This window comes from Haemophilus sp. HN_Hi08 (genome assembly GCF_049824455.1).
GTDB lineage: Bacteria > Pseudomonadota > Gammaproteobacteria > Enterobacterales > Pasteurellaceae > Haemophilus > Haemophilus influenzae_D.
Genome location: NZ_CP187493.1, coordinates 1,010,727 through 1,031,498 on the forward strand (window position 1 = coordinate 1,010,727; position 20,772 = coordinate 1,031,498).

Here is a 20,772-nt window from a genome sequence, read left to right on the forward strand (position 1 = left end):
CTGTAAATTTGAACAGATAAAAATTTCATCATGGATATTTCTGAATTACTTGACGGACTTAACGATAAACAACGCGAAGCCGTAGCTGCTCCTCTTGGTAATCACTTAGTGCTAGCTGGTGCAGGCTCGGGCAAAACGCGTGTATTGACGCACCGTATTGCTTGGTTAATTGCGGTCGAAAATATTTCTGAAGGCAGCATTATGGCGGTGACCTTTACCAATAAAGCCGCAGCAGAAATGCGTCATCGTATTCAATCTACCCTTGCTAAACACGCACAACATCAATTATTTGGTATGTGGATTGGCACCTTCCATAGCATTGCTCATCGTTTGTTGCGAGCTCATCATTTAGATGTGGGATTGCCACAAGATTTCCAAATTTTAGATTCAGAAGATCAACTTCGTTTAATTAAACGATTATTAAAATTACATAATTTTGATGAAAAAGCTTTTCCGCCTAAACAGGCTTGTTGGTACATCAATAACAAAAAAGATGAAGGCTTGCGACCAAATGATATTGAAGATTTTAATGATCGCCAAGAACGTGAATGGATTAAAATTTATCAGATCTATCAAGACACTTGCGATCGCGCAGGGTTGGTCGATTTTGCTGAATTATTAATTCGGGTCTATGAATTATTTGAGAAAAAACCATTAATTTTGCAACGTTATCAACAACGTTTTCAGCATATTTTGGTGGATGAGTTTCAAGACACCAATAAAATTCAATATAAGTGGATTAAAATTCTTGCTGGAAAAACAGGCAAAGTCATGATCGTAGGCGATGATGATCAATCTATATACGGTTGGCGTGGCGCACAAATTGAAAATATCCAAAAATTCTTGAAAGATTTCAAAGCCGAAACAATTCGCCTTGAACAAAACTACCGTTCTACAGCCAATATCCTAAACAGCGCAAATAAATTAATTGCAAACAATAGTGATCGTCTTGGTAAAAATTTATGGACAGAGGGTGAGAAAGGCGATCCTGTGGGCATCTATTCTGCCTTTAATGAATTAGATGAAGCAAAATTTGTCGCTTCACAAATTCAGGATTGGGTAGAACATGGCGGAAAACTTGATGATTGCGCTGTACTTTATCGTAGTAATAGCCAATCACGGGTTATTGAAGAAGCCTTAATTCGTTGTCAAATTCCATATCGTATTTATGGCGGTATGCGTTTCTTCGAACGTCAAGAAATTAAAGATGCGTTAGCCTATCTTCGTTTGATTAATAATCGTCAAGATGATGCGGCTTTTGAGCGTGTAATTAATACGCCAACCCGTGGCATTGGCGACCGCACTTTAGATATATTGCGTAACTTAACACGTGAACGCCAAATTACCTTATGGCAAGCAGTACAAGTCGCAACACAAGAAAATATGTTGGCAGGGCGAGCCTCAACAGCCTTATTACGTTTCCAAGAATTAATTAATTCACTACAACTTGATACCGCAGAAATGCCGCTTTTCGCACAAACTGATTTTGTGATTAAACATTCGGGCTTATATGAAATGTATCAACAAGAAAAAGGCGAAAAAGGCGAAGTACGTATTGAAAACTTGGAAGAATTAGTTACCGCAACCCGTGAATTTATCAAACCTGATGATGCGGAAGAAATGACCGAACTCACTGCCTTTTTAACGCACGCTTCCTTAGAGGCTGGCGAAGAACAAGCCTCGCCGCATCAATCTTGTGTAGAAATGATGACGTTGCACTCTGCGAAAGGCTTAGAATTTCCTCGTGTATTTATGGTGGGCGTAGAAGAAGGATTATTCCCAAGTTTTCGTTCTTTTGAAGAACCCGGACGTTTAGAAGAAGAGCGTCGTTTAGCTTATGTCGGTATTACTCGCGCACAGAAAAAACTGACCATCTCTTATGCGGAAAGCCGTCGATTATATGCCAAAGAAGAACGCCATTTGCCATCACGGTTTATCGCAGAATTACCGAGAGAATGTATCCAAGAAATTCGTTTACGAGGGACAGTCACGCGTGCGATGAACCTAGCAAAAGTCGGTTCATTGTCGAATACCAGTGCGGTCGAAAATGAATGGAAAATGGGTCAAAAAGTTAAACACGAAAAATTTGGTTTCGGCACAGTGATTAATGTGGAAGGATCTGAAAATAACACACGTTTACAAATAGCGTTCCAAGCTCAAGGCATTAAATGGTTGATTGTGCATTTGGCAACATTGGAAAAAGTGCGGTAGAATTCAAGAGTATTATATTTTTTACCGATTAATTTCTTTGAAAAGTGCGGTGAATTTTTACCGCACTTTTATTATCTACGAGTGATGGAATGTTTAAATTTGTATTCAAACGAATCTTAATGGTGATCCCTACTTTTATTGCCATTACTTTTATTACCTTTGCCCTTGTGCATTTTATTCCTGGTGATCCTGTGGAAATAATGATGGGTGAACGTGGCTTAACGGCAGAAGTACATCAACAAATGATGCACCAATTGGGTTTAGATTTACCTCTTTATCAGCAATATTTCCGCTATATTGGCAATGTAATTCAAGGGGATTTCGGTGCATCGTTCCGCACTCAACAACCTGTTCTTAGTGAATTTTTTACGCTTTTTCCTGCTACCGCTGAATTAGCATTTTTTGCGTTATTTTGGTCATTATTAGGTGGAATAATTTTAGGCACGATTGCCGCGGTAAAAAAAGATAGTTGGATTTCTCACACCGTTACAACTGCATCGCTCACAGGTTATTCTATGCCGATTTTCTGGTGGGGATTGATTTTAATTTTATACGTTTCACCACAACTCGGTTTACCGCAAGGTGGACGTTTAGATAATGAATTTTGGATCGATACACCAACAGGATTTATGCTTATTGATAGCTGGCTTTCAGGTGTTTCTGGTGCCTTCGAAAATGCGGTGAAATCCTTAATTCTTCCTGCAATAGTCCTAGGCACCGTTCCTCTCGCCATTATTACGCGTATGACACGATCTGCAATGCTGGAAGTATTAGGCGAAGATTACATTCGCACGGCAAAAGCAAAAGGTTTAAGCTATACTCGAATTGTTATTGTTCACGCATTGCGTAATGCATTAATTCCTGTTGTCACTGTGGTCGGATTAATTGTAGGTCAATTGCTTTCTGGTGCAGTTCTCACAGAAACTATTTTCTCTTGGCCGGGGATTGGAAAATGGATTATTGATGCCATTCAAGCGCGTGATTATCCGGTATTACAAGGTTCTGTACTGATTATTGCGACGATTATTATTGTGGTAAATTTAACCGTCGATTTACTTTACGGCGTGGTCAATCCGCGTATCCGTCATTAATTGTAGGAGAAATTATGTCTGACACGCCTTCAACTTTTGCACCAAAAACACCTTTACAAGAATTTTGGTTTTACTTCAAACAAAATCGTGGCGCGCTAATTGGTTTAATTTTTATTTTGATTGTTGCCTTAATCAGCATTCTCGCGCCTTATATTGCACCTTTTGATCCAACAGAACAAAATCGTACCGCACTTTTACTGCCACCCGCTTGGTATGAGGGCGGTAATCCTGCTTATTTACTCGGCACAGACGATATTGGGCGAGATATTCTTTCGCGTATTATTTATGGAACGCGAATTTCCGTCTTTGCGGGATTTATCATCGTATTACTATCTTGCGCCTTTGGTACCAGCCTTGGCTTGATTTCTGGTTATTATGGCGGCGTGCTAGATACAATTATCATTCGCCTAATTGATATTATGCTCGCGATTCCAAACTTACTTTTGACGATTGTGGTCGTCTCTATTTTAGAGCCATCACTCGCCAATGCCACTTTAGCGATCGCCGTGGTATCGATTCCTAGCTATGTGCGTTTAACTCGAGCAGCGATGATGAATGAAAAAAATCGTGATTATGTGACTTCATCTAAAGTGGCAGGGGCAGGTATTTTACGCCTTATGTTTATTGTGATTTTACCAAACTGTTTAGCCCCTTTAATTGTGCAAATGACAATGGGCATTTCCAATGCCATCTTAGAACTCGCGACACTTGGTTTCTTAGGCATTGGTGCAAAACCACCAACACCTGAACTTGGCACAATGCTTTCAGAAGCACGCAGTTTTATGCAAGCGGCAAACTGGTTAGTTACAATTCCTGGCTTAGTGATTTTATCTTTGGTGCTTGCTTTCAACTTAATGGGCGATGGCTTGCGTGATGCCCTTGATCCAAAACTCAAACAATAGGAAAACAGAATGGCATTATTAGACGTAAAAGAACTTTCTGTTCACTTTGGCGATAAAAAAACGCCATTTAAAGCAGTGGATCGCATTAGCTATCAAGTCGCACAAGGCGAAGTGCTTGGCATTGTGGGAGAATCAGGCTCAGGTAAATCTGTGAGTTCTCTCGCAATTATGGGATTAATTGATCATCCTGGACGTGTATCGGCTGAATCCTTGCAATTTGAAAATACTGATTTACTCACTTTAGAGAGTAAAGCTAAACGCCAGCTTATTGGTGCTGATGTTGCGATGATTTTCCAAGATCCGATGACAAGTTTGAATCCTGCTTATACTGTGGGTTTCCAAATTATGGAAGCGTTAAAAACTCACGAGGGCGGCACAAAAAAGGCGAGAAAAGACCGCACTTTAGAGCTTTTAAAATTGGTCGGTATTCCTGATCCTGAATCTCGGATTGATGTTTATCCCCATCAGCTGTCTGGTGGAATGAGCCAGCGCGTGATGATTGCGATGGCAATTGCTTGCAGACCTAAATTATTGATTGCTGACGAACCAACCACGGCATTGGACGTGACTATTCAAGCACAAATTATGGAACTCTTACTCGAATTGCAGAAAAAAGAATGCATGTCGCTGATTTTGATTACCCATGATCTTGCGCTTGTTGCTGAAGCGGCAGATCGAATTATCGTGATGTATGCTGGACAAATCGTTGAAGAAGGCACCGCAAAAGATATTTTCCGCGAGCCAAAACACCCTTACACACAAGCCTTGTTACGTTCATTACCTGAATTTGCAGAGGGAAAATCTCGCTTAGAATCATTACAAGGGGTCGTCCCTGGAAAATACGATCGCCCAACAGGCTGTTTATTAAATCCTCGCTGTCCTTATGCAACCGAATACTGTCGCCAAGTCGAACCTCTATTGCATCAGATCGGTTCGCGTAAAGTAAAATGCCATACTCCGCTGAACGAGCAAGGCAATCCCGTTGAATATCAAGGAGCTTAATAATGACGAATGAAGTAAAAGAAAACACGCCATTATTAAATGCGATTGGCTTAAAAAAATATTACCCTGTAAAAAAAGGCTTGTTTGCAAAACCACAGCAAGTAAAAGCGTTAGATGGTGTCTCTTTTCAGCTTGAACGAGGTAAAACTTTAGCAGTCGTGGGTGAATCAGGTTGTGGAAAATCAACGCTAGGTCGTTTATTGACAATGATTGAAGAACCAACCAAAGGCGAACTTTATTACAAAGGGCATAATTTTTTAGAAAATGATTCTGAAACAAAAGCACTACGTCGTAAAAAAATTCAAATAGTTTTCCAAAATCCTTACGCGTCATTAAATCCACGCAAAAAGATTGGTTCAATTTTGGAAGAACCATTAATCATCAATACAAAACTTTCCGCCAAAGAACGGCGAGAAAAAGTTTTATCGATGATGGAAAAAGTGGGCTTGCGCGCTGAATTTTATGATCGTTATCCCCACATGTTCTCAGGCGGACAACGCCAACGTATTGCCATCGCTCGTGGTTTAATGTTAGATCCAGATGTTGTCGTTGCCGATGAGCCTGTTTCTGCATTGGATGTTTCCGTGCGTGCACAAGTACTGAATTTAATGATGGATTTACAAGATGAATTAGGCTTGTCTTACGTGTTCATTTCACACGATCTTTCTGTGGTAGAACATATCGCTGATGAAGTGATGGTAATGTATCTAGGTCGTTGTATTGAAAAAGGGACGACAGAACAAATTTTCTCTAATCCTCAGCATCCTTATACCAAAGCGTTACTTTCAGCGACACCACGTTTGTCGCCAAACTTGCGCCGTGAGCGTATTAAGCTGACAGGCGAATTACCAAGCCCGATTAATCCGCCAAAAGGCTGTGCATTTAATCCTCGTTGTTGGAAAGCGACAGAAAAATGTCGTGAAAATCAACCGCACTTGGAACAATATACTGATGGAAAATTAATCGCTTGTTTCCATATTGATTAAATTCATTTTGTCAGACTGATAAATAGGCTTATTTTTTCTCTCGCCAATAGGTTGCAAATCGAGGTTTTCCATTATTCGTAAGGCCTCGATATTTATAAGTAATTACAGATCCTATCGGAGGGGGATTTTCTCGTTCGTTTAAGTTAAAACCCGAACCGATTTTAAATTCTCCCCGATGATTTTTACAAGTTAAAGCACCCATCACATTTTCAAATTGTCCTTTGCCTTTATGGTGTGCAATGACTGTACATTCTTCATCTCGTGCTGTTTTTAATTTTAAAATTTGTGAGCTTCGCTTACGTTCATAAGGTGCATTGGGGTTGCGTACAACAACGCCCTCGCCTTGCAAATTTTCGACTTGTGCAAGAAATTGATATAAATGGGTTTTATCTTTAACAGGAATTTGCTCAATAATTTCAATATAAGTTGTGGGATGTTCGACTAAATACGCTTTCAATTTAGCTAAACGCTCAAATAAATTCCCCTCTGCATCAGGCACATCAAAAACATACAATTTAAGTTTTTCCCAACCCTCGCCTTTGAAAGATTTTGTGATGGATGAAATTTCCTCAAAATGATTTCGCTCACTAAATAATTCGCCATCAATCGCAAAAGGCGGAAAATCCTTAATGAAATAGGCGGGCGGCGATAAAGGTTGCCCTTGTCGGGTTAATAATTGCTTTCCATTCCAATAACCGCGTACGCCATCTAACTTTTCAGACATTACCCAACCCTCTATGGGTTGATTATTGTAGGTATGAAGAAGCATTAAATCTGAGTTAGCAAAAGCAAAAGAACTCGCCAAGAAAAGTAACAAAGTGCGGTAAAATTTCATTGTGTTTTTGAAAATTAAAAGGCTAATAAGTTTACGCAAGATAAACATATCTTGAAAAATCCCCAACCATTCAAACTTATTTTTTCGATCTAAATCGCAAAAAATCATCATTTCATCGAAAAAAGATGAATTTTTATTTACGCTAGCGAAGAATCTTCATCTGCTATACAATGCCATCGCGATTTTATGCTAAAAGGAGCAATCAATGTATTTAGATCAAATCAAAGCAGAACTTGTGGAAGCACAAGATGTGTTAAACAAATTTATTGCTGATGAAAATAACATTAAATTAATTCAAGAAGCCGCATTATTAATTTCCAACAGTTTCAAGCAAGGCGGAAAAGTGCTTTCTTGTGGTAATGGCGGTTCGCACTGTGATGCGATGCATTTTGCAGAAGAATTAACGGGTCGTTATCGTGAAAATCGACCTGGTTATCCCGCTATTGCGATTTCAGATGCAAGCCATTTAAGCTGTGTAAGTAATGATTTTGGCTATGAATATGTATTTTCACGCTATGTTGAAGCGGTGGGTCAAAAAGGCGATGTATTATTCGGTTTATCAACTTCAGGCAATTCAAAAAATATCTTAAATGCTATTGAAGCGGCAAAAGCAAAAGGAATGAAAGTGATTGCGATGACAGGCAAAGATGGCGGAAAAATGGCAGGATTAGCAGATGTTGAAATTCGCGTACCCCATTTCAGTTATGCAGATCGTATTCAAGAAATCCATATCAAAGTCATTCATATTTTAATGATGTTAATTGAGTTTGAAATGGCAAAACAAGCCTAAAGTGCGGTTGATTTCAATCAAGTTTTTAAAATCCCAAATTTTTTTGGGATTTTTTATTAATAGCATTTGCATAATTATGCATAAAAATGTAATATTTTTTCATCTTATAAAGCATAGAGAAGAAAAATGGCTATTCGTGTTAAAAATCTCAATTTCTTTTACGGTTCATCACAAACGTTATTTGATATTAACCTTGAAGCAGAAGAAGGCGATACCGTTGTGTTGCTGGGCCCAAGTGGTGCAGGCAAAAGTACATTAATTCGCACATTAAATTTGTTAGAAGTGCCAAAGTCTGGTGAATTAAGTATTGCAAATAATGAATTTAATTTATCCAATGCAATGGCAAATCCCAAAGCAATCCGACAATTACGCCAAGATGTAGGAATGGTGTTTCAACAATATCATCTTTGGCCGCACTTAACGGTAATTGAAAACCTAATTGAAGCACCAATGAAAGTGCGTGGTGTGAGTGAAAATGAAGCGAAAACTGATGCAATGGAATTGTTAAAACGTTTACGTTTAGAACAACTTGCCGATCGCTTTCCATTGCATTTATCAGGCGGTCAGCAACAACGTGTTGCAATAGCCCGCGCACTAATGATGAAGCCACAAGTTCTATTATTTGATGAACCAACGGCTGCGCTAGATCCAGAAATTACAGCGCAAGTTGTAGATATTATTAAAGAATTACAAGAAACTGGCATTACGCAAGTGATTGTGACCCACGAAGTCAATGTGGCACAAAAAGTGGCGACAAAAGTCGTCTATATGGAACAAGGTAAAATCGTCGAAATGGGATCGGCTGATTGCTTTGAAAATCCAAAAACGGAACAATTTAAACACTATCTTTCTCACTAGAAAATAAGGAGCTTACAATGAAAAAAACATTATTAACTGCCATTTTATTAGGTGCATCCGTAGCAGCAAGCGCACAAGAACTCACTTTTGCAATGCAACCTACCTATCCACCATTTGAAACCACAAATGCAAAAGGCGAAATTATCGGGTTTGATGTTGATGTGACAAATGCAATTTGTCAAGAAATTCAAGCAACCTGTAAATTCAAGAGCGAAACCTTTGATGCGTTAATTCCAAATTTAAAAGCAAAACGTTTTGATGCAGCAATTTCCGCAATCGATATTACCGATGCTCGTGCAAAACAAGTGTTATTCTCTGATGCGTATTACGATAGCTCTGCAAGCTATGTTGCTCTTAAAGGCAAAGCAACCTTAGAAAGTGCAAAAAATATAGGTGTTCAAAATGGTACAACATTCCAACAATATACCGTAGCAGAAACCAAGCAATATAGTCCAAAATCCTATGCAAGTTTACAAAATGCCATTTTAGACTTAAAGAGCGGTCGGATTGACATTATTTTTGGCGATACCGCCGTGCTCGCCGATATAATTTCCAAAGAGCCAGAAATTCAATTTATAGGCGAAAAAGTGACCAATAAAAAATATTTTGGTAATGGTTTAGGTATTGCAATGCACAAATCAAACAAAGATTTGGCTGCACAATTAAACAAAGGTTTAGCTACAATTAAAGCAAATGGTGAATACCAAAAAATCTATGATAAATGGATGACAAAATAATTTATGTTTTCTGACTTTCTTTCTTTAATGTTTACCGCTGCTCTAATGACTTTAGGGCTTGCGGTCTGTTCATTAATCCTAGGCTTATTTTTAAGCCTAATTTTTGCCGCACTTGAAGCAAATCGTTTTGTTGGCAAGCCGATGACAGTATTTGTGGTATTATTACGTGGCTTACCCGAAATTATTGTTGTATTACTTGTCTATTTTGGTTCTACTGAATTAGTAGAAATGCTGACAGGAGAATACATTGAATTTGGTGCATTTGGCTGTGGCGTGCTTGCGCTTTCTCTTATTTTTGCAGCTTATGCTTCACAAACATTACGCGGCGCAATTCAAGCCATACCAAAAGGACAATGGGAATCAGGTGCAGCGTTAGGCTTAAGCAAAAGCTATACGTTCATTCATATTGTTATGCCACAAGTATGGCGTCACGCCTTACCTGGTTTAAGCACCCAATGGCTTGTATTGCTAAAAGATACGGCATTGGTTTCATTAATTGGTGTGGACGATTTGATGCACCAAGCGGATCTGATTAATACCAATACACATCAGCCTTTTACTTGGTATGGTATTGCTGCGTTAATTTATTTGGCAGTGACATTAATTAGCCAAGTTGGTATTCGAAAATTAGAGCTGCGTTTTACTCGTTTTGAAAGGGGCATGAAATAATGTTTCAAGAATATTTAAGCGTGATCGTACAAGGGATTCCAACGAGTTTACTACTCACAGTCGTATCCTTACTGATTGCTTTCTTTTTAGCCTTATTTCTTACTTTTTTACTTTCAATGGAAAACAAATGGATAAAAAGTGCGGTCAATTTATACCTTACTTTATTCACTGGCACGCCACTGTTAGTACAGTTCTTTTTAATTTATGCAGGGCCAGGCCAATTTCAATGGATTATTGACAGCCCATTATGGTATGTCTTATCCAATGCGTGGTTCTGTGCCGTATTAGCTTTAGCACTAAACAGCGCAGCTTATTCCACCCAATTATTTCACGGTGCAGTAAAAGCCATTCCTAAAGGACAATGGGAAAGTTGCGCAGCGTTAGGGTTAAGCCGATTACAGACACTCAAAATTTTAATTCCTTATGCCTTAAAACGTGCGTTGCCTTCTTACAGTAACGAAATTATTTTGGTATTTAAAGGAACGGCATTAGCATCCACCATTACGATTATGGATATTATGGGTTACGCTCGCCAACTTTATGGGACAGAATATGATGCAATCACAATTTACGGCATTGCGGGCGGTATCTATTTAATTATCACAGGCATTGCAACATTATTACTACGTAAATTAGAGAAAAAAGTATTGGCATTTGAACGTTTTGAAGTAAACAAAGCATAAAGTGCGGTAAAATTTTTAGTGATTTTTAAATCCCAACCTAGGTTGGGATTTCTATTTTGTGATCTTGATCACATATTTTTGATATTAATTAGCGTAGAATTAAAAACATTTTTTATTGCAAATAATAAGGATAGACTTTATGAACAAACAAACAAACAAACAAACAAACAAACAAACAAACAAACAAACAAACAAACAAACAAACAAACAAAACAAAAAAACTAACTAACAATACTAGCACTTTCCGCCAGAGGCACAACTCCTTTTAAGCTGAGGCGATACATCTCTTCTGCGTTGTGTGGATATCTTTTTTCTGCACTTCATCGCACAAATCCATTTCATTTTAAAGAAAACATTATTCTTTAGTCTCGCTGTGTTTTTCAACGTTAAAACATGGCTGGGGTTTTCTTTGTCTTTTTTATTGTAAACATAAACGAAAAATCAAATCGAGGTTAGTATGAATCATATTTATAGAATTATTTTTAATCGGGCATCAGGTTTTTTTCAAGTGGTCTTGCTAAAGGCAAGGTAAAATCTGCAAAAACATCCGTAAAATTAACCGCACTTTGTATGGCATTGGTAAGTAGTGCGGTTTTGGCGGGGGATAATCCAAATGCTAGCCCTACCAATGAAGAAATTAAGAAACAATATGAAGAACTTAATACAAAAGTTGATATGCTGCTCAAAGTTGTTAATGTTACAACAGTAAACAATAATTCAGTAAATGCAAATGCAGCAAATGGTGGTGGAATTGCTATTGGATCAGGAGCTAATGCTTCAAATAAAACAGCTACCGCCATTGGTGTAAATGCCACATCTTCTAATGTCTCTGCTGTAGCATTGGGGCATAATGCTACATCATCCAATGTTTCTACTATTGCGATTGGCAAATATTCGCAAGTTGCTATTGACGGTGGCGTTGCTCTTGGGTCGCATTCTATTACCGATCGAGGAGCAAACTCGGTGGGTGTTGAATATACAGAGGTAAACTCAGACAATTATTATACCCTAAAAGGACAATTGAAAACTGAATCAGAATCTATGCAAGAAGGCATCGATAAGGCAAAAGAGACATTTAAAACGGATGTAGAAAAATACAGCGAGTTATCAGAATTGCGAAATTTGATCGAGGGAGAAATCCCTGCTGCAAACAGTACATTTAATTCTCGAAATACTGCGTATACTACATTGCAAAACAAAATGAATAGTACAAGTTCAAACAGTCAAAAACTGAAAGCCGAAGATGTACAGAAAGCCAAAGAAGCCAAAGAAAAAGCTGAAGCAAATTTGAATAAGCTAAAGGCTCGTCGTAGCGAATTAGAAACTAAATATAGCATAACGATGACATCTGATGCGGCAAATAATAACGATTCAGAGAAAAATAAAAAAGAACTCGAAAAAATTGAGAAAAAACTGACCGCACTTGATGCTCAACTTGTTACAGATGAAGGAAATCTAAAAGAAAAACAAATAGCTCAAAATAAAATTGTTTCAGTATGGCGAGGCACTACGGGAGCATTTTCTGTAGGAAATCACTATCGAAATATAACCCGCCAAATTACTAGTGTAGCAGTAGGGACGGAGGACACTGATGCCGTAAACTTGGCACAGTTGAAATCGGCAGGCTTGCGTTTTGCAGTTAATTCTGACAATCAAGGTCTTGCTGGCACGGATAAAACCCACAACTTCTACAAACACGTAGGCGAAACGCTCTCTATTTTGGGCGAGAATGGGGTTGGCTACAAAGCAGATTTGTATAGCAATCGCAACTTGATTACTTATCACGACAATGACGGTATTCGCATTGCAATGAAAACTAATCCCGTATTTGACCGTTTAACCTTAGTCAATAAAGATGATCCGAGTAAATCTTTAGAACTTTATGCTAAAACAGGCGACGATGGCAAAGCCCATTTAATTCAGGCAGAAAAAGCACCTGAAGCGAATAATGCAGCCAAAGAAAAACCACAAACCCCGAATAATGGAACAGGCGGTAATCACAACGCATCAGGTCAAAGCGGTGTCAGCGGACAAAATGGACAAGCTGGTGGTGCAGGTTCGACAGGTCAAGGCGGTGCTAATGGACAAAATGGAGCTAACGCTAATCACGGTATAAATGGTAACAATGGAACAAATGGACTTTCTGCCAATGAAACTGATCTCACTCGTGCAGCAATCAAAGGATTAAATCAAGCGACTGGCGAAATCAATCGACAAATCCGAAAAACCACTCGTGAAAACCGTGCGGGTATTGCGGCAGCAATGGCAATGGGGCAAATTTACCCAGTGCAAGGAAAACGTTTTACCGTTGGGGCGGCTGCGAGTACTTATCGAGGACAATCTGCTGTTGCAGTTGGGGTTCGTTATACACCTAAACCGAATATGGTAATTAGCCTTTCTGGCGCTGCTAATACCAATAACGGTGTGGGTGCTGCAACAGGGGTAAGTTTTGGGTTTTAGCGTATTGAAATAATCCAAAAATAAATAACGGTGATCGCCTTAGACGATCACCGTTAAATTAAAGTGTTTAATAAAAGATTTTTGTATTCTAAAAATTAGAATCCGTAACCCACACCAACTTTCGCACCATAATTATTAACTTTGGTATTATCAAAACTACCTAAGCGATTGTATTCAACACCGCCATTTGCATACCAGTTGCCATCTAATTTATATTTCGCACCGGCTACAACACCATAGCCGAGCTTAATATCAGAAGAACTTTTAAACTTTTGTTCTGCACGATTGGTGTATTTAAATTGATTAGCCGCTACACGAGCACCAACATAAGGTTGCACTTTAGAATTCGTGTCAAAATCATATAATACTGATGCACCTAAACCGTGAATTTTCGCACCATCAACTTTTCCGTGATGAGTATAATCACCCGCAACGCGTGTATTTCCTACTTTATAACCCACGGATACGCGAGGTTCAACTCTTGTATTGTTACTACCGTTGGCTTTGGTTCGAGATAAACCGACATCGCCTTCAGCATAAATATTCGCATTTGCAACAGAAGCAAAGGTAAATGCACCAACAATAACTGCTAATAAAGATTTTTTCATTGGATAACTCCTTTATTTATTGGATAAACTGGAAAAATATATCACAAAATTATTCGTCTTCATCGACAAAAATTAATTTTCCCTTACATTTTTTACACAAATATTCGATGTTTTCTTTCATTATTTTGTTATGCCGACGAATACTTAGAAAATGGCTTTGGCACGCACAACGATATTCAAAGGTTTTACCTTGCACATTTTTTATATCAAATTGATGACAGGTATCCGCAGGCAGCTTAAAAATTTCATTCATTACAAATTGCCATTCTTTCCCGTGTGGTTTTACGCGACCAAACATTTTATACACAATCAAATGCGCAAGCTCGTGTGGCACGACTTGTCGAATAAATTCATCCGTATTTTCTTGCAATAAAGTACGGTTAAATTTTATTTCATTTTTTTGTAGGTAAGCAACTCCTGCCTTTATGCCACGCAACTCATAATTTACCTCAGGCATTGTAAATTTTCGCTTAAAATAAGCCTCTGCAAGTAGCAAAGACTGATTCAATTTGCGTTGCACTTGCATTTTTAAATGATGGAATGGAATTTGCTCTATTGATGTCATCGGTAAAAGCAAAAACCGCTAGATAAGCGGCTTTTATATGATAGAATAAACAGTGGTTGGTCAGGTACGTTATTGCCTGACTGGCGGGTCAGGCAGTAACTCAATCTCGATCAGCTTTGTTTAACAACTCTGAAAGGAGATAGCCTTATGATAAAAATCATCTTAATGATTATTATCGGGTTCTTGTTGCTGTCCTTTAGCTCCCCAGCTTGGTAGCAACCTAAACCAACTAAGGCAACAAGAAATCTTGTTACCTTCTAAACATAAGCCTTTCAAACTAAAAATTCAAGCCTATTATTTTAAACCTGCTGCAACACGCAATTCTGCTGCGCGATCCACTTTTTCCCAAGGGAATTGCTCACGACCGAAATGGCCATAAGCTGCCGTTTCACGATAGATTGGTTGGATTAAATCTAACATTTTAATTAAGCCATAAGGACGTAAATCAAAAAATTCACGCACTAACGATACTAATAATTCATTCGCAACTTTTCCAGTTCCAAAGGTTTCGACCATGATAGACGTTGGATCAGCCACACCAATCGCATAAGAAAGTTGGATTTCACAACGATCTGCCAAACCAGCTGCCACAATGTTTTTTGCAACATAGCGTGCAGCATAAGCTGCGGAACGGTCTACTTTAGAGGGATCTTTTCCTGAGAATGCACCACCACCATGACGAGCGGCACCACCGTAAGTATCTACGATAATTTTACGACCTGTTAAACCACAATCCCCCATTGGCCCACCAATAACAAAACGACCAGTCGGGTTAATGAAAAATTTTGTTTCTTTAGAAAGCCATTCACTTGGTAATACAGGTTTGATAATTTCTTCCATCACACCTTCGTGTAAGTCTTTTTGGCTAACTTCTTCAGAATGTTGAGTAGAAAGCACAACCGCATCCACACCAACAATTTTATTATCTTCATATTTTAAAGTAACTTGGCTTTTCGCATCTGGGCGTAACCAAGCTAATTTACCGCTTTTACGCACTTCAGCTTGTTTTTCCATTAAACGATGTGCATAAGTAATAGCTGCAGGCATTAATACATCCGTTTCATTGGTAGCATAACCAAACATAATACCTTGGTCGCCTGCACCTTGATCTAATGGATTTTCACGATCAACGCCTTGATTAATATCTGCAGATTGTTTACCAATCGCATTAAGCACCGCACAAGAATGGCCATCAAAACCCATTTCAGAATGTTCATAACCAATATCACAAATGACTTTACGGGTTAAATTCTCAATATCAACCCAAGCAGAGGTTGTAATTTCGCCACCAACTAATGCCATACCAGTTTTTACGTAGGTCTCACAAGCTACTCGTGCTTTTGGATCTTGTTTTAGGATTTCATCAAGTACCGCATCAGAAATTTGATCGGCAATTTTATCTGGATGCCCTTCAGAGACAGATTCGGATGTAAATAAATAACTAGACATATTTTCTCTCTTATCTTTTAAATTTGGATGTATTGACGTATAGACGGCTATAATACGCATTTTTGCTTAATAAGCAAGCGGTATTATGGGGTAGTTGTTGTAATTGTGTTTACTTCAAAACACAAAATTAATTTTAATTTATAGAAATTGTGGATAAGTGTCTAGTTGCATCCTACATATCCTTGTGTTTAACTAATCCAGTGAGAGTGGTTAAAAATTTAAGCATAAAAATCAACTATAGCGAATATTTTTCAGTTTGCTTCGAAAATGGAGTGTAAAATGTGCAGGGGATGATAGGGGGAATAGTTTGATTTTCATATTTATCCTACGATATATGTTTTATATTAAGAAAAGATTAATTTGTGGAGAGTAATTGGGCTTGTTGTTAGTTCGCTTTATTTTTACACACAAGAATAATCATAAGTCCACGCGTTTGTTATATGTATTCAATAGGTGCAAAAAGTGCGGTCAGAAATTGAAAAGAATTTAGGAGAGTAAAATGGGAAGTATATTGGTTGATTTGCAAATTGCCACAGAAAATATAGAGGGTTTACCAGCAGAAGAACAAATTGTGCAGTGGGCAACGGCGGCTGTTCAGCCTGAGGACAATGAAGTCGAAATGACGGTTCGTATTGTGGATGAAGCCGAAAGCCACGAATTAAATTTAACTTATCGTGGCAAGGATCGTCCGACTAACGTGCTTTCATTTCCATTTGAATGCCCCGATGAAGTGGAGTTGCCGTTGCTAGGGGATCTTGTTATTTGTCGTCAAGTCGTGGAGCGAGAAGCCGTAGAACAAGATAAACCATTAATGGCACATTGGGCGCATATGGTAGTGCATGGCAGCTTACATTTACTCGGTTATGATCATATTGAAGACGATGAAGCGGAAGAAATGGAAAGTTTAGAAACCCAAATTATGCAAGGATTAGGCTTTGATGATCCTTATCTAGCAGAGAAATAATTTTATTCGGAGTAATGATGTATAAAGCAGTATTTAGTGATTTTGATGGCACCTTATTAACCTCTCAACATACCATTTCCTCCCGAACTGTTGCGGCGATTAAGCGTTTAACGGCGAATGGCATTCCTTTTGTGCCAATTTCGGCGCGTTCTCCTTTAGGCATTTTGCCTTATTGGAAACAGCTTGAAACGAATAATGTGCTTGTTGCATTTAGTGGTGCGCTTATTTTAAATCAACATTTTGAACCAATTTATAGCGTACAAATCGATCCAACGGATATTTTAGACATTAATACCGTTTTGGCGGATCACCCTTTGCTTGGCGTGAATTATTATACAAATAATGATTGCCATGCTCGTGATGTAGAAAATAAATGGGTGATTTATGAACGCAGCGTCACCAAAATTGAAATTCATCCTTTTGATGAAATAGCAACAGGTTCGCCGCATAAAATCCAAATTATTGGGGAAGCAGAAGAAATCATTGATATTGAAATTATTTTAAAGGAAAAATTTCCACATCTGAGTATTTGTCGTTCCCATGCTAACTTTTTAGAGGTAATGCACAAGAATGCAACCAAAGGAAGTGCGGTGCGTTTTTTGGAAGATTATTTTGGCGTACAGACCAATGAAGTGATTGCATTTGGCGATAATTTTAATGATCTGGATATGCTACAACACGCAGGGCTTGGAGTGGCAATGGGAAATGCGCCAGATGAAATTAAACAAGTGGCAAATGTGATTACGGCAACCAATAATGAAGATGGACTTGCATTGATTTTAGAAGAAAAGTTTCCTGAATAATTAGAAAAGAAAGGCTCTCAATTGAGAGCCTTTTGGTTATGCTTCTTGTGAATGATACATTGCTTCAATTTGCTTGCGATAACGTTCCAAAATCACTTTTCTACGCAATTTTAATGTTGGTGTAATTTCGCCTAATTTGATGCTAAATGCTTGAGAAAGTAGCGTGAATTTTTTTACTTGCTCAAAATGGGCCAATTCTTTTTGCACCGCATTAATACGTTGCTCAAACATTTTCAGAATGTCAGAATTTTTTAATAATTCTAAACGGTCATGATATTTAATATTGAGCTGTTTAGCGTACTCTTCCAAACTATCAAAGCAAGGCACAATCAGTGCAGATACATATTTTTTCGCATCAGCGATGATCGCAATTTGTTCGATAAATTTATCTTTACCGATTTTGCTTTCGATATATTGTGGCGCGATATATTTGCCGTTTGAGGTTTTCATTAATTCTTTAATACGATCGGTAATAAATAAATTGCCTTGTTCGTCAAACTCTCCCGCATCGCCAGTTTTTAAGAAACCATCTTTTGTGAAGGCTTGAGCCGTTTCTTCTGGCTTCTTGTAATAGCCTTTCATTACCATTTTGCCACGCACGAGGATTTCATTATTTTCCCCAATTTTAACTTCCGCTTTTGGCATGAGTGTGCCGATTGAATTTGGGTTAAATTGGAAATCATGCCAGCAAGAAACGGTTGCGGTTGTTTCTGTCATGCCATAGCCTAATTTGATGTTGATACCAATGGCGTGGAAAAATAACCCAATAGCCGGTTCTAATTTTGCTCCTCCGCAAGGCATCATTTTTATACGCCCACCCAATAATTGGCGAAGTTTTGAGAGTACTAATTTATCCGCTAAAGCAAATTGTTTCTTCAATAAGAACGGAATAGCTTTGTTATTCGCACGTAAATCAAAATGTTTTTGTCCTACGGAAATTGCCCAATGGAACATTATTTGGCGAAGTTTTGGTGCTTTTTGAACTTTATCCAATACGGCGGCATAAATTTTTTCGTAAAAACGTGGTACGGCACACATTAAAGTTGGGCGAATTTCTGTTAAAGCTGACCGCACTTGATTGGTGTCTTCTAAATAGCAAAGTATTGCACCTCTACGAAGAATATAAGCCGCCCAAGCTCGTTCAAAAATATGCGAAAAGGGTAAGAAAGAAAGTGAAATATCCTGATCTGTCACATTAAGTGAAAGATCGTGCGTTTCTAATTGATGCGCGAGATTAGCATAATCTAACATAACACCTTTAGGCTCTCCCGTTGTGCCAGAGGTATAAATAATCGTAAATAAATCCGATAATTGTTTTTGGTTTAAGCGTTGGGTTAGTTCATTTTGTTGTACGTTTGAACCTGTTTCAATAAAACTTTCCCAAGTGCAAGAAAGAGGATCTTGTTGTAATTGAATGGTGGATTTCATTGCCACGATTTTTTGTAATTTTGGACAATGATGAGCAATTTCCAATGCTTGATCGTATTGCTCTTGATCTCCGACGAATAGAATTTTTACATCGGCGTGATTTAGGATAAATTCTGCTTGCTGGGCTGTATTGGTTGCGTAAATAGGTACTGTGATTGAGCGAATTTGTAAGGTCGCAATGTCAGCGATCGTCCAACGTTCCATATTGTGGGCAAAAATGGCGATTTTATCTTGTACGTCAATATTGTGAGCAAGCAATGCACGAGAAAGTTGATTGAGTTGTTCTTGAAAATTTTTCCAAGAGATGTCTCGCCACAAGCCTCGTTCTTTATAGCGAAGTGCGGTCATATTTGCACGAGTTTTGGCTTGTTGTTGAATACGATGAACAAAATGGAGATCGAGATTCATATTAACCCTATTTTTGATTTTATTGAGCGAACAATTGTTCGCTAATATAATCTTAAGTAGGAATAAAAGCTAGAAGAATATTGATTGTTTTAAATTATTCTTAGTGATCCTTTGTTCATTTTTAGATCGTAAATTAAATTTTAGATAATAAAAAACCGCTCCGAAGAGCGGTTAATTTTTGCAAAGTTTTAATTAGCCTTTGTAGTTGTAGATATGAGCAACTAAATCTAATACTTTGTTTGAGTAACCGGTTTCGTTATCGTACCAAGATACTAATTTAACGAAAGAATCAGTTAATGCGATACCTGCTTCTGCATCAAATATAGAAGTTAAAGTACAGCCGTTGAAGTCAGTAGAAACAACAGCATCTTCAGTGTAGCCTAATACGCCTTTTAATTCGCCATTGAAAGTTTTACCTTCAGCTGCATCTTTGATTGCTTGTTTGATGGCATCATAAGAAGCTGGTTTTTCAAGGTTTACAGTTAAATCAACAACAGATACGTTTGGCGTTGGAACACGGAAAGCCATACCAGTTAATTTACCGTTTAATGCAGGTAATACTTTACCTACTGCTTTCGCCGCACCTGTTGAAGATGGAATGATGTTTTGTGATGCACCGCGGCCGCCACGCCAGTCTTTAGCTGATGGGCCATCCACAGTTTTTTGAGTTGCAGTCGTTGCGTGAACAGTAGTCATTAAACCATCTTTGATACCGAAAGTTTCGTGAACAACACGTGCTAAAGGAGCTAAACAGTTTGTTGTACAAGATGCGTTAGAAACGATATCTTGACCTGCGTATGCGTTGAAGTTTACACCACGAACAAACATAGGGGTTGCATCTTTAGATGGACCCGTTAATACAACTTTTTTCGCACCTGCGGTGATGTGTTTACGAGCAGTTTCATCAGTTAAGAATAAACCAGTCGCTTCAACAGCGATATCAACACCGATTGCACCCCAGTTTAAGTTTGCTGGATCACGTTCTGCAGTGACACGGATAGTTTTACCATTAACCACTAAGTTACCATCTTTCACTTCAACAGTGCCGTCGAAACGACCGTGAGTTGAATCATATTTCAACATATAAGCCATGTACTCAACGTCGATTAAGTCGTTAATACCTACAACTTCGATGTCATCACGGTGTTGTGCTGCACGAAATACGATACGACCGATACGACCAAAGCCGTTAATACCAATTTTAATTGCCATAAGATTTTCACCTTTTATTTAAGTTAAACAAATCTGTTCGCTTTGAGTAATACTACTTACTCAGTAAGACTGTGTTGTAGAGTATAGCACGAGCATTTTTATAAAACTATA

20 protein-coding genes are annotated in these 20,772 nt (G+C 38.3%); 14 read left to right on the plus strand and 6 right to left on the minus strand.

What is annotated here, in order from left to right; all coding sequences use genetic code 11:
- The first annotated feature begins 30 nt into the window (after window positions 1-30).
- The 5 genes from uvrD (at window position 31) to ACPT8O_RS05035 (ending at window position 6,192) form a co-directional block, all read left to right on the plus strand.
- A complete protein-coding gene (uvrD, locus tag ACPT8O_RS05015; protein ID WP_021035442.1) occupies window positions 31-2,211 on the plus strand; it encodes a DNA helicase II in 2,181 nt (726 codons plus the stop codon).
- Between the two features lie 89 nt (window positions 2,212-2,300).
- On the plus strand, window positions 2,301-3,302 hold the full coding sequence (locus ACPT8O_RS05020; protein WP_021035440.1) for an ABC transporter permease subunit: 1,002 nt from the start codon (window positions 2,301-2,303) through the stop codon (window positions 3,300-3,302).
- A gap of 14 nt (window positions 3,303-3,316) precedes the next feature.
- On the plus strand, window positions 3,317-4,204 hold the full coding sequence (locus ACPT8O_RS05025) for an ABC transporter permease subunit (RefSeq protein WP_021035439.1): 888 nt from the start codon (window positions 3,317-3,319) through the stop codon (window positions 4,202-4,204).
- Between the two features lie 9 nt (window positions 4,205-4,213).
- A complete protein-coding gene (gene dppD, locus ACPT8O_RS05030; protein WP_021035438.1) occupies window positions 4,214-5,206 on the plus strand; it encodes a dipeptide ABC transporter ATP-binding protein in 993 nt (330 codons plus the stop codon).
- A 2-nt stretch (window positions 5,207-5,208) separates the two neighbouring features.
- Window positions 5,209-6,192, plus strand: coding sequence for a peptide ABC transporter ATP-binding protein (locus tag ACPT8O_RS05035; RefSeq protein WP_005663823.1), 984 nt, complete (start codon window positions 5,209-5,211; stop codon window positions 6,190-6,192).
- Between the two features lie 28 nt (window positions 6,193-6,220).
- Here ACPT8O_RS05035 and ACPT8O_RS05040 read toward each other — a convergent pair whose 3' ends face one another.
- A complete protein-coding gene (locus ACPT8O_RS05040) occupies window positions 6,221-7,027 on the minus strand; it encodes a DNA ligase (RefSeq protein ID WP_032824126.1) in 807 nt (268 codons plus the stop codon).
- A 205-nt stretch (window positions 7,028-7,232) separates the two neighbouring features.
- Here ACPT8O_RS05040 and lpcA point away from each other — a divergent pair, with 205 nt between their 5' ends.
- The 7 genes from lpcA to ACPT8O_RS05075 all read left to right on the plus strand — a co-directional run bounded on the left by lpcA (window position 7,233) and on the right by ACPT8O_RS05075 (window position 13,224).
- Complete coding sequence (lpcA, locus tag ACPT8O_RS05045; RefSeq protein WP_014550905.1) at window positions 7,233-7,817, plus strand: D-sedoheptulose 7-phosphate isomerase; 585 nt, start codon at window positions 7,233-7,235, stop codon at window positions 7,815-7,817.
- Window positions 7,818-7,943: 126 nt separating this feature from the next.
- Complete coding sequence (artP, locus tag ACPT8O_RS05050) at window positions 7,944-8,675, plus strand: arginine ABC transporter ATP-binding protein ArtP (RefSeq protein ID WP_005670658.1); 732 nt, start codon at window positions 7,944-7,946, stop codon at window positions 8,673-8,675.
- A 17-nt stretch (window positions 8,676-8,692) separates the two neighbouring features.
- On the plus strand, window positions 8,693-9,412 hold the full coding sequence (locus tag ACPT8O_RS05055; RefSeq protein ID WP_005670660.1) for a lysine/arginine/ornithine ABC transporter substrate-binding protein: 720 nt from the start codon (window positions 8,693-8,695) through the stop codon (window positions 9,410-9,412).
- Between the two features lie 3 nt (window positions 9,413-9,415).
- The gene (artQ, locus tag ACPT8O_RS05060; protein ID WP_005670662.1) at window positions 9,416-10,081 is read left to right on the plus strand and encodes an arginine ABC transporter permease ArtQ; all 666 of its coding nucleotides are present in this window, start codon (window positions 9,416-9,418) and stop codon (window positions 10,079-10,081) included.
- A complete protein-coding gene (gene artM / locus ACPT8O_RS05065) occupies window positions 10,081-10,764 on the plus strand; it encodes an arginine ABC transporter permease ArtM (RefSeq protein WP_021035435.1) in 684 nt (227 codons plus the stop codon). The genes artQ and artM overlap by 1 nt, the downstream gene beginning before the upstream one ends.
- Before the next feature lie 457 nt (window positions 10,765-11,221).
- Window positions 11,222-11,296, plus strand: a complete 75-nt coding sequence (locus tag ACPT8O_RS05070; protein WP_228003460.1) for an ESPR-type extended signal peptide-containing protein — start codon at window positions 11,222-11,224, stop codon at window positions 11,294-11,296.
- Between the two features lie 38 nt (window positions 11,297-11,334).
- Window positions 11,335-13,224: a YadA-like family protein gene (locus ACPT8O_RS05075; protein ID WP_021035434.1), complete on the plus strand. Its 1,890-nt coding sequence runs from the start codon at window positions 11,335-11,337 to the stop codon at window positions 13,222-13,224.
- 95 nt (window positions 13,225-13,319) lie between these two features.
- Here the strand turns inward: ACPT8O_RS05075 and ACPT8O_RS05080 are convergent, their stop codons facing one another.
- The 3 genes from ACPT8O_RS05080 to metK all read right to left on the minus strand — a co-directional run bounded on the left by ACPT8O_RS05080 (window position 13,320) and on the right by metK (window position 15,846).
- Entirely contained in the window at window positions 13,320-13,832 is a 513-nt protein-coding gene (locus ACPT8O_RS05080; protein ID WP_021035433.1) for an opacity family porin, read from the minus strand.
- A 49-nt stretch (window positions 13,833-13,881) separates the two neighbouring features.
- Window positions 13,882-14,397, minus strand: a complete 516-nt coding sequence (locus ACPT8O_RS05085; protein WP_021035432.1) for a SprT family zinc-dependent metalloprotease — start codon at window positions 14,395-14,397, stop codon at window positions 13,882-13,884.
- A 294-nt stretch (window positions 14,398-14,691) separates the two neighbouring features.
- Window positions 14,692-15,846: a methionine adenosyltransferase gene (gene metK / locus ACPT8O_RS05090; RefSeq protein WP_005627231.1), complete on the minus strand. Its 1,155-nt coding sequence runs from the start codon at window positions 15,844-15,846 to the stop codon at window positions 14,692-14,694.
- Window positions 15,847-16,345: 499 nt separating this feature from the next.
- Between metK and ybeY the strand changes: the two genes are divergently transcribed.
- The gene (gene ybeY / locus ACPT8O_RS05095) at window positions 16,346-16,810 is read left to right on the plus strand and encodes an rRNA maturation RNase YbeY (RefSeq protein WP_041175359.1); all 465 of its coding nucleotides are present in this window, start codon (window positions 16,346-16,348) and stop codon (window positions 16,808-16,810) included.
- 17 nt (window positions 16,811-16,827) lie between these two features.
- The gene (locus ACPT8O_RS05100) at window positions 16,828-17,613 is read left to right on the plus strand and encodes a Cof-type HAD-IIB family hydrolase (RefSeq protein ID WP_021035430.1); all 786 of its coding nucleotides are present in this window, start codon (window positions 16,828-16,830) and stop codon (window positions 17,611-17,613) included.
- Window positions 17,614-17,649: 36 nt separating this feature from the next.
- On the opposite strand, the gene ACPT8O_RS05105 is transcribed toward ACPT8O_RS05100, so the two are convergent.
- Both ACPT8O_RS05105 and gap read right to left on the minus strand, forming a co-directional pair.
- On the minus strand, window positions 17,650-19,449 hold the full coding sequence (locus tag ACPT8O_RS05105) for an AMP-dependent synthetase/ligase (RefSeq protein WP_021035429.1): 1,800 nt from the start codon (window positions 19,447-19,449) through the stop codon (window positions 17,650-17,652).
- Between the two features lie 192 nt (window positions 19,450-19,641).
- Entirely contained in the window at window positions 19,642-20,661 is a 1,020-nt protein-coding gene (gene gap / locus ACPT8O_RS05110) for a type I glyceraldehyde-3-phosphate dehydrogenase (protein ID WP_021035428.1), read from the minus strand.
- Between the last annotated feature and the right edge of the window lie 111 nt (window positions 20,662-20,772).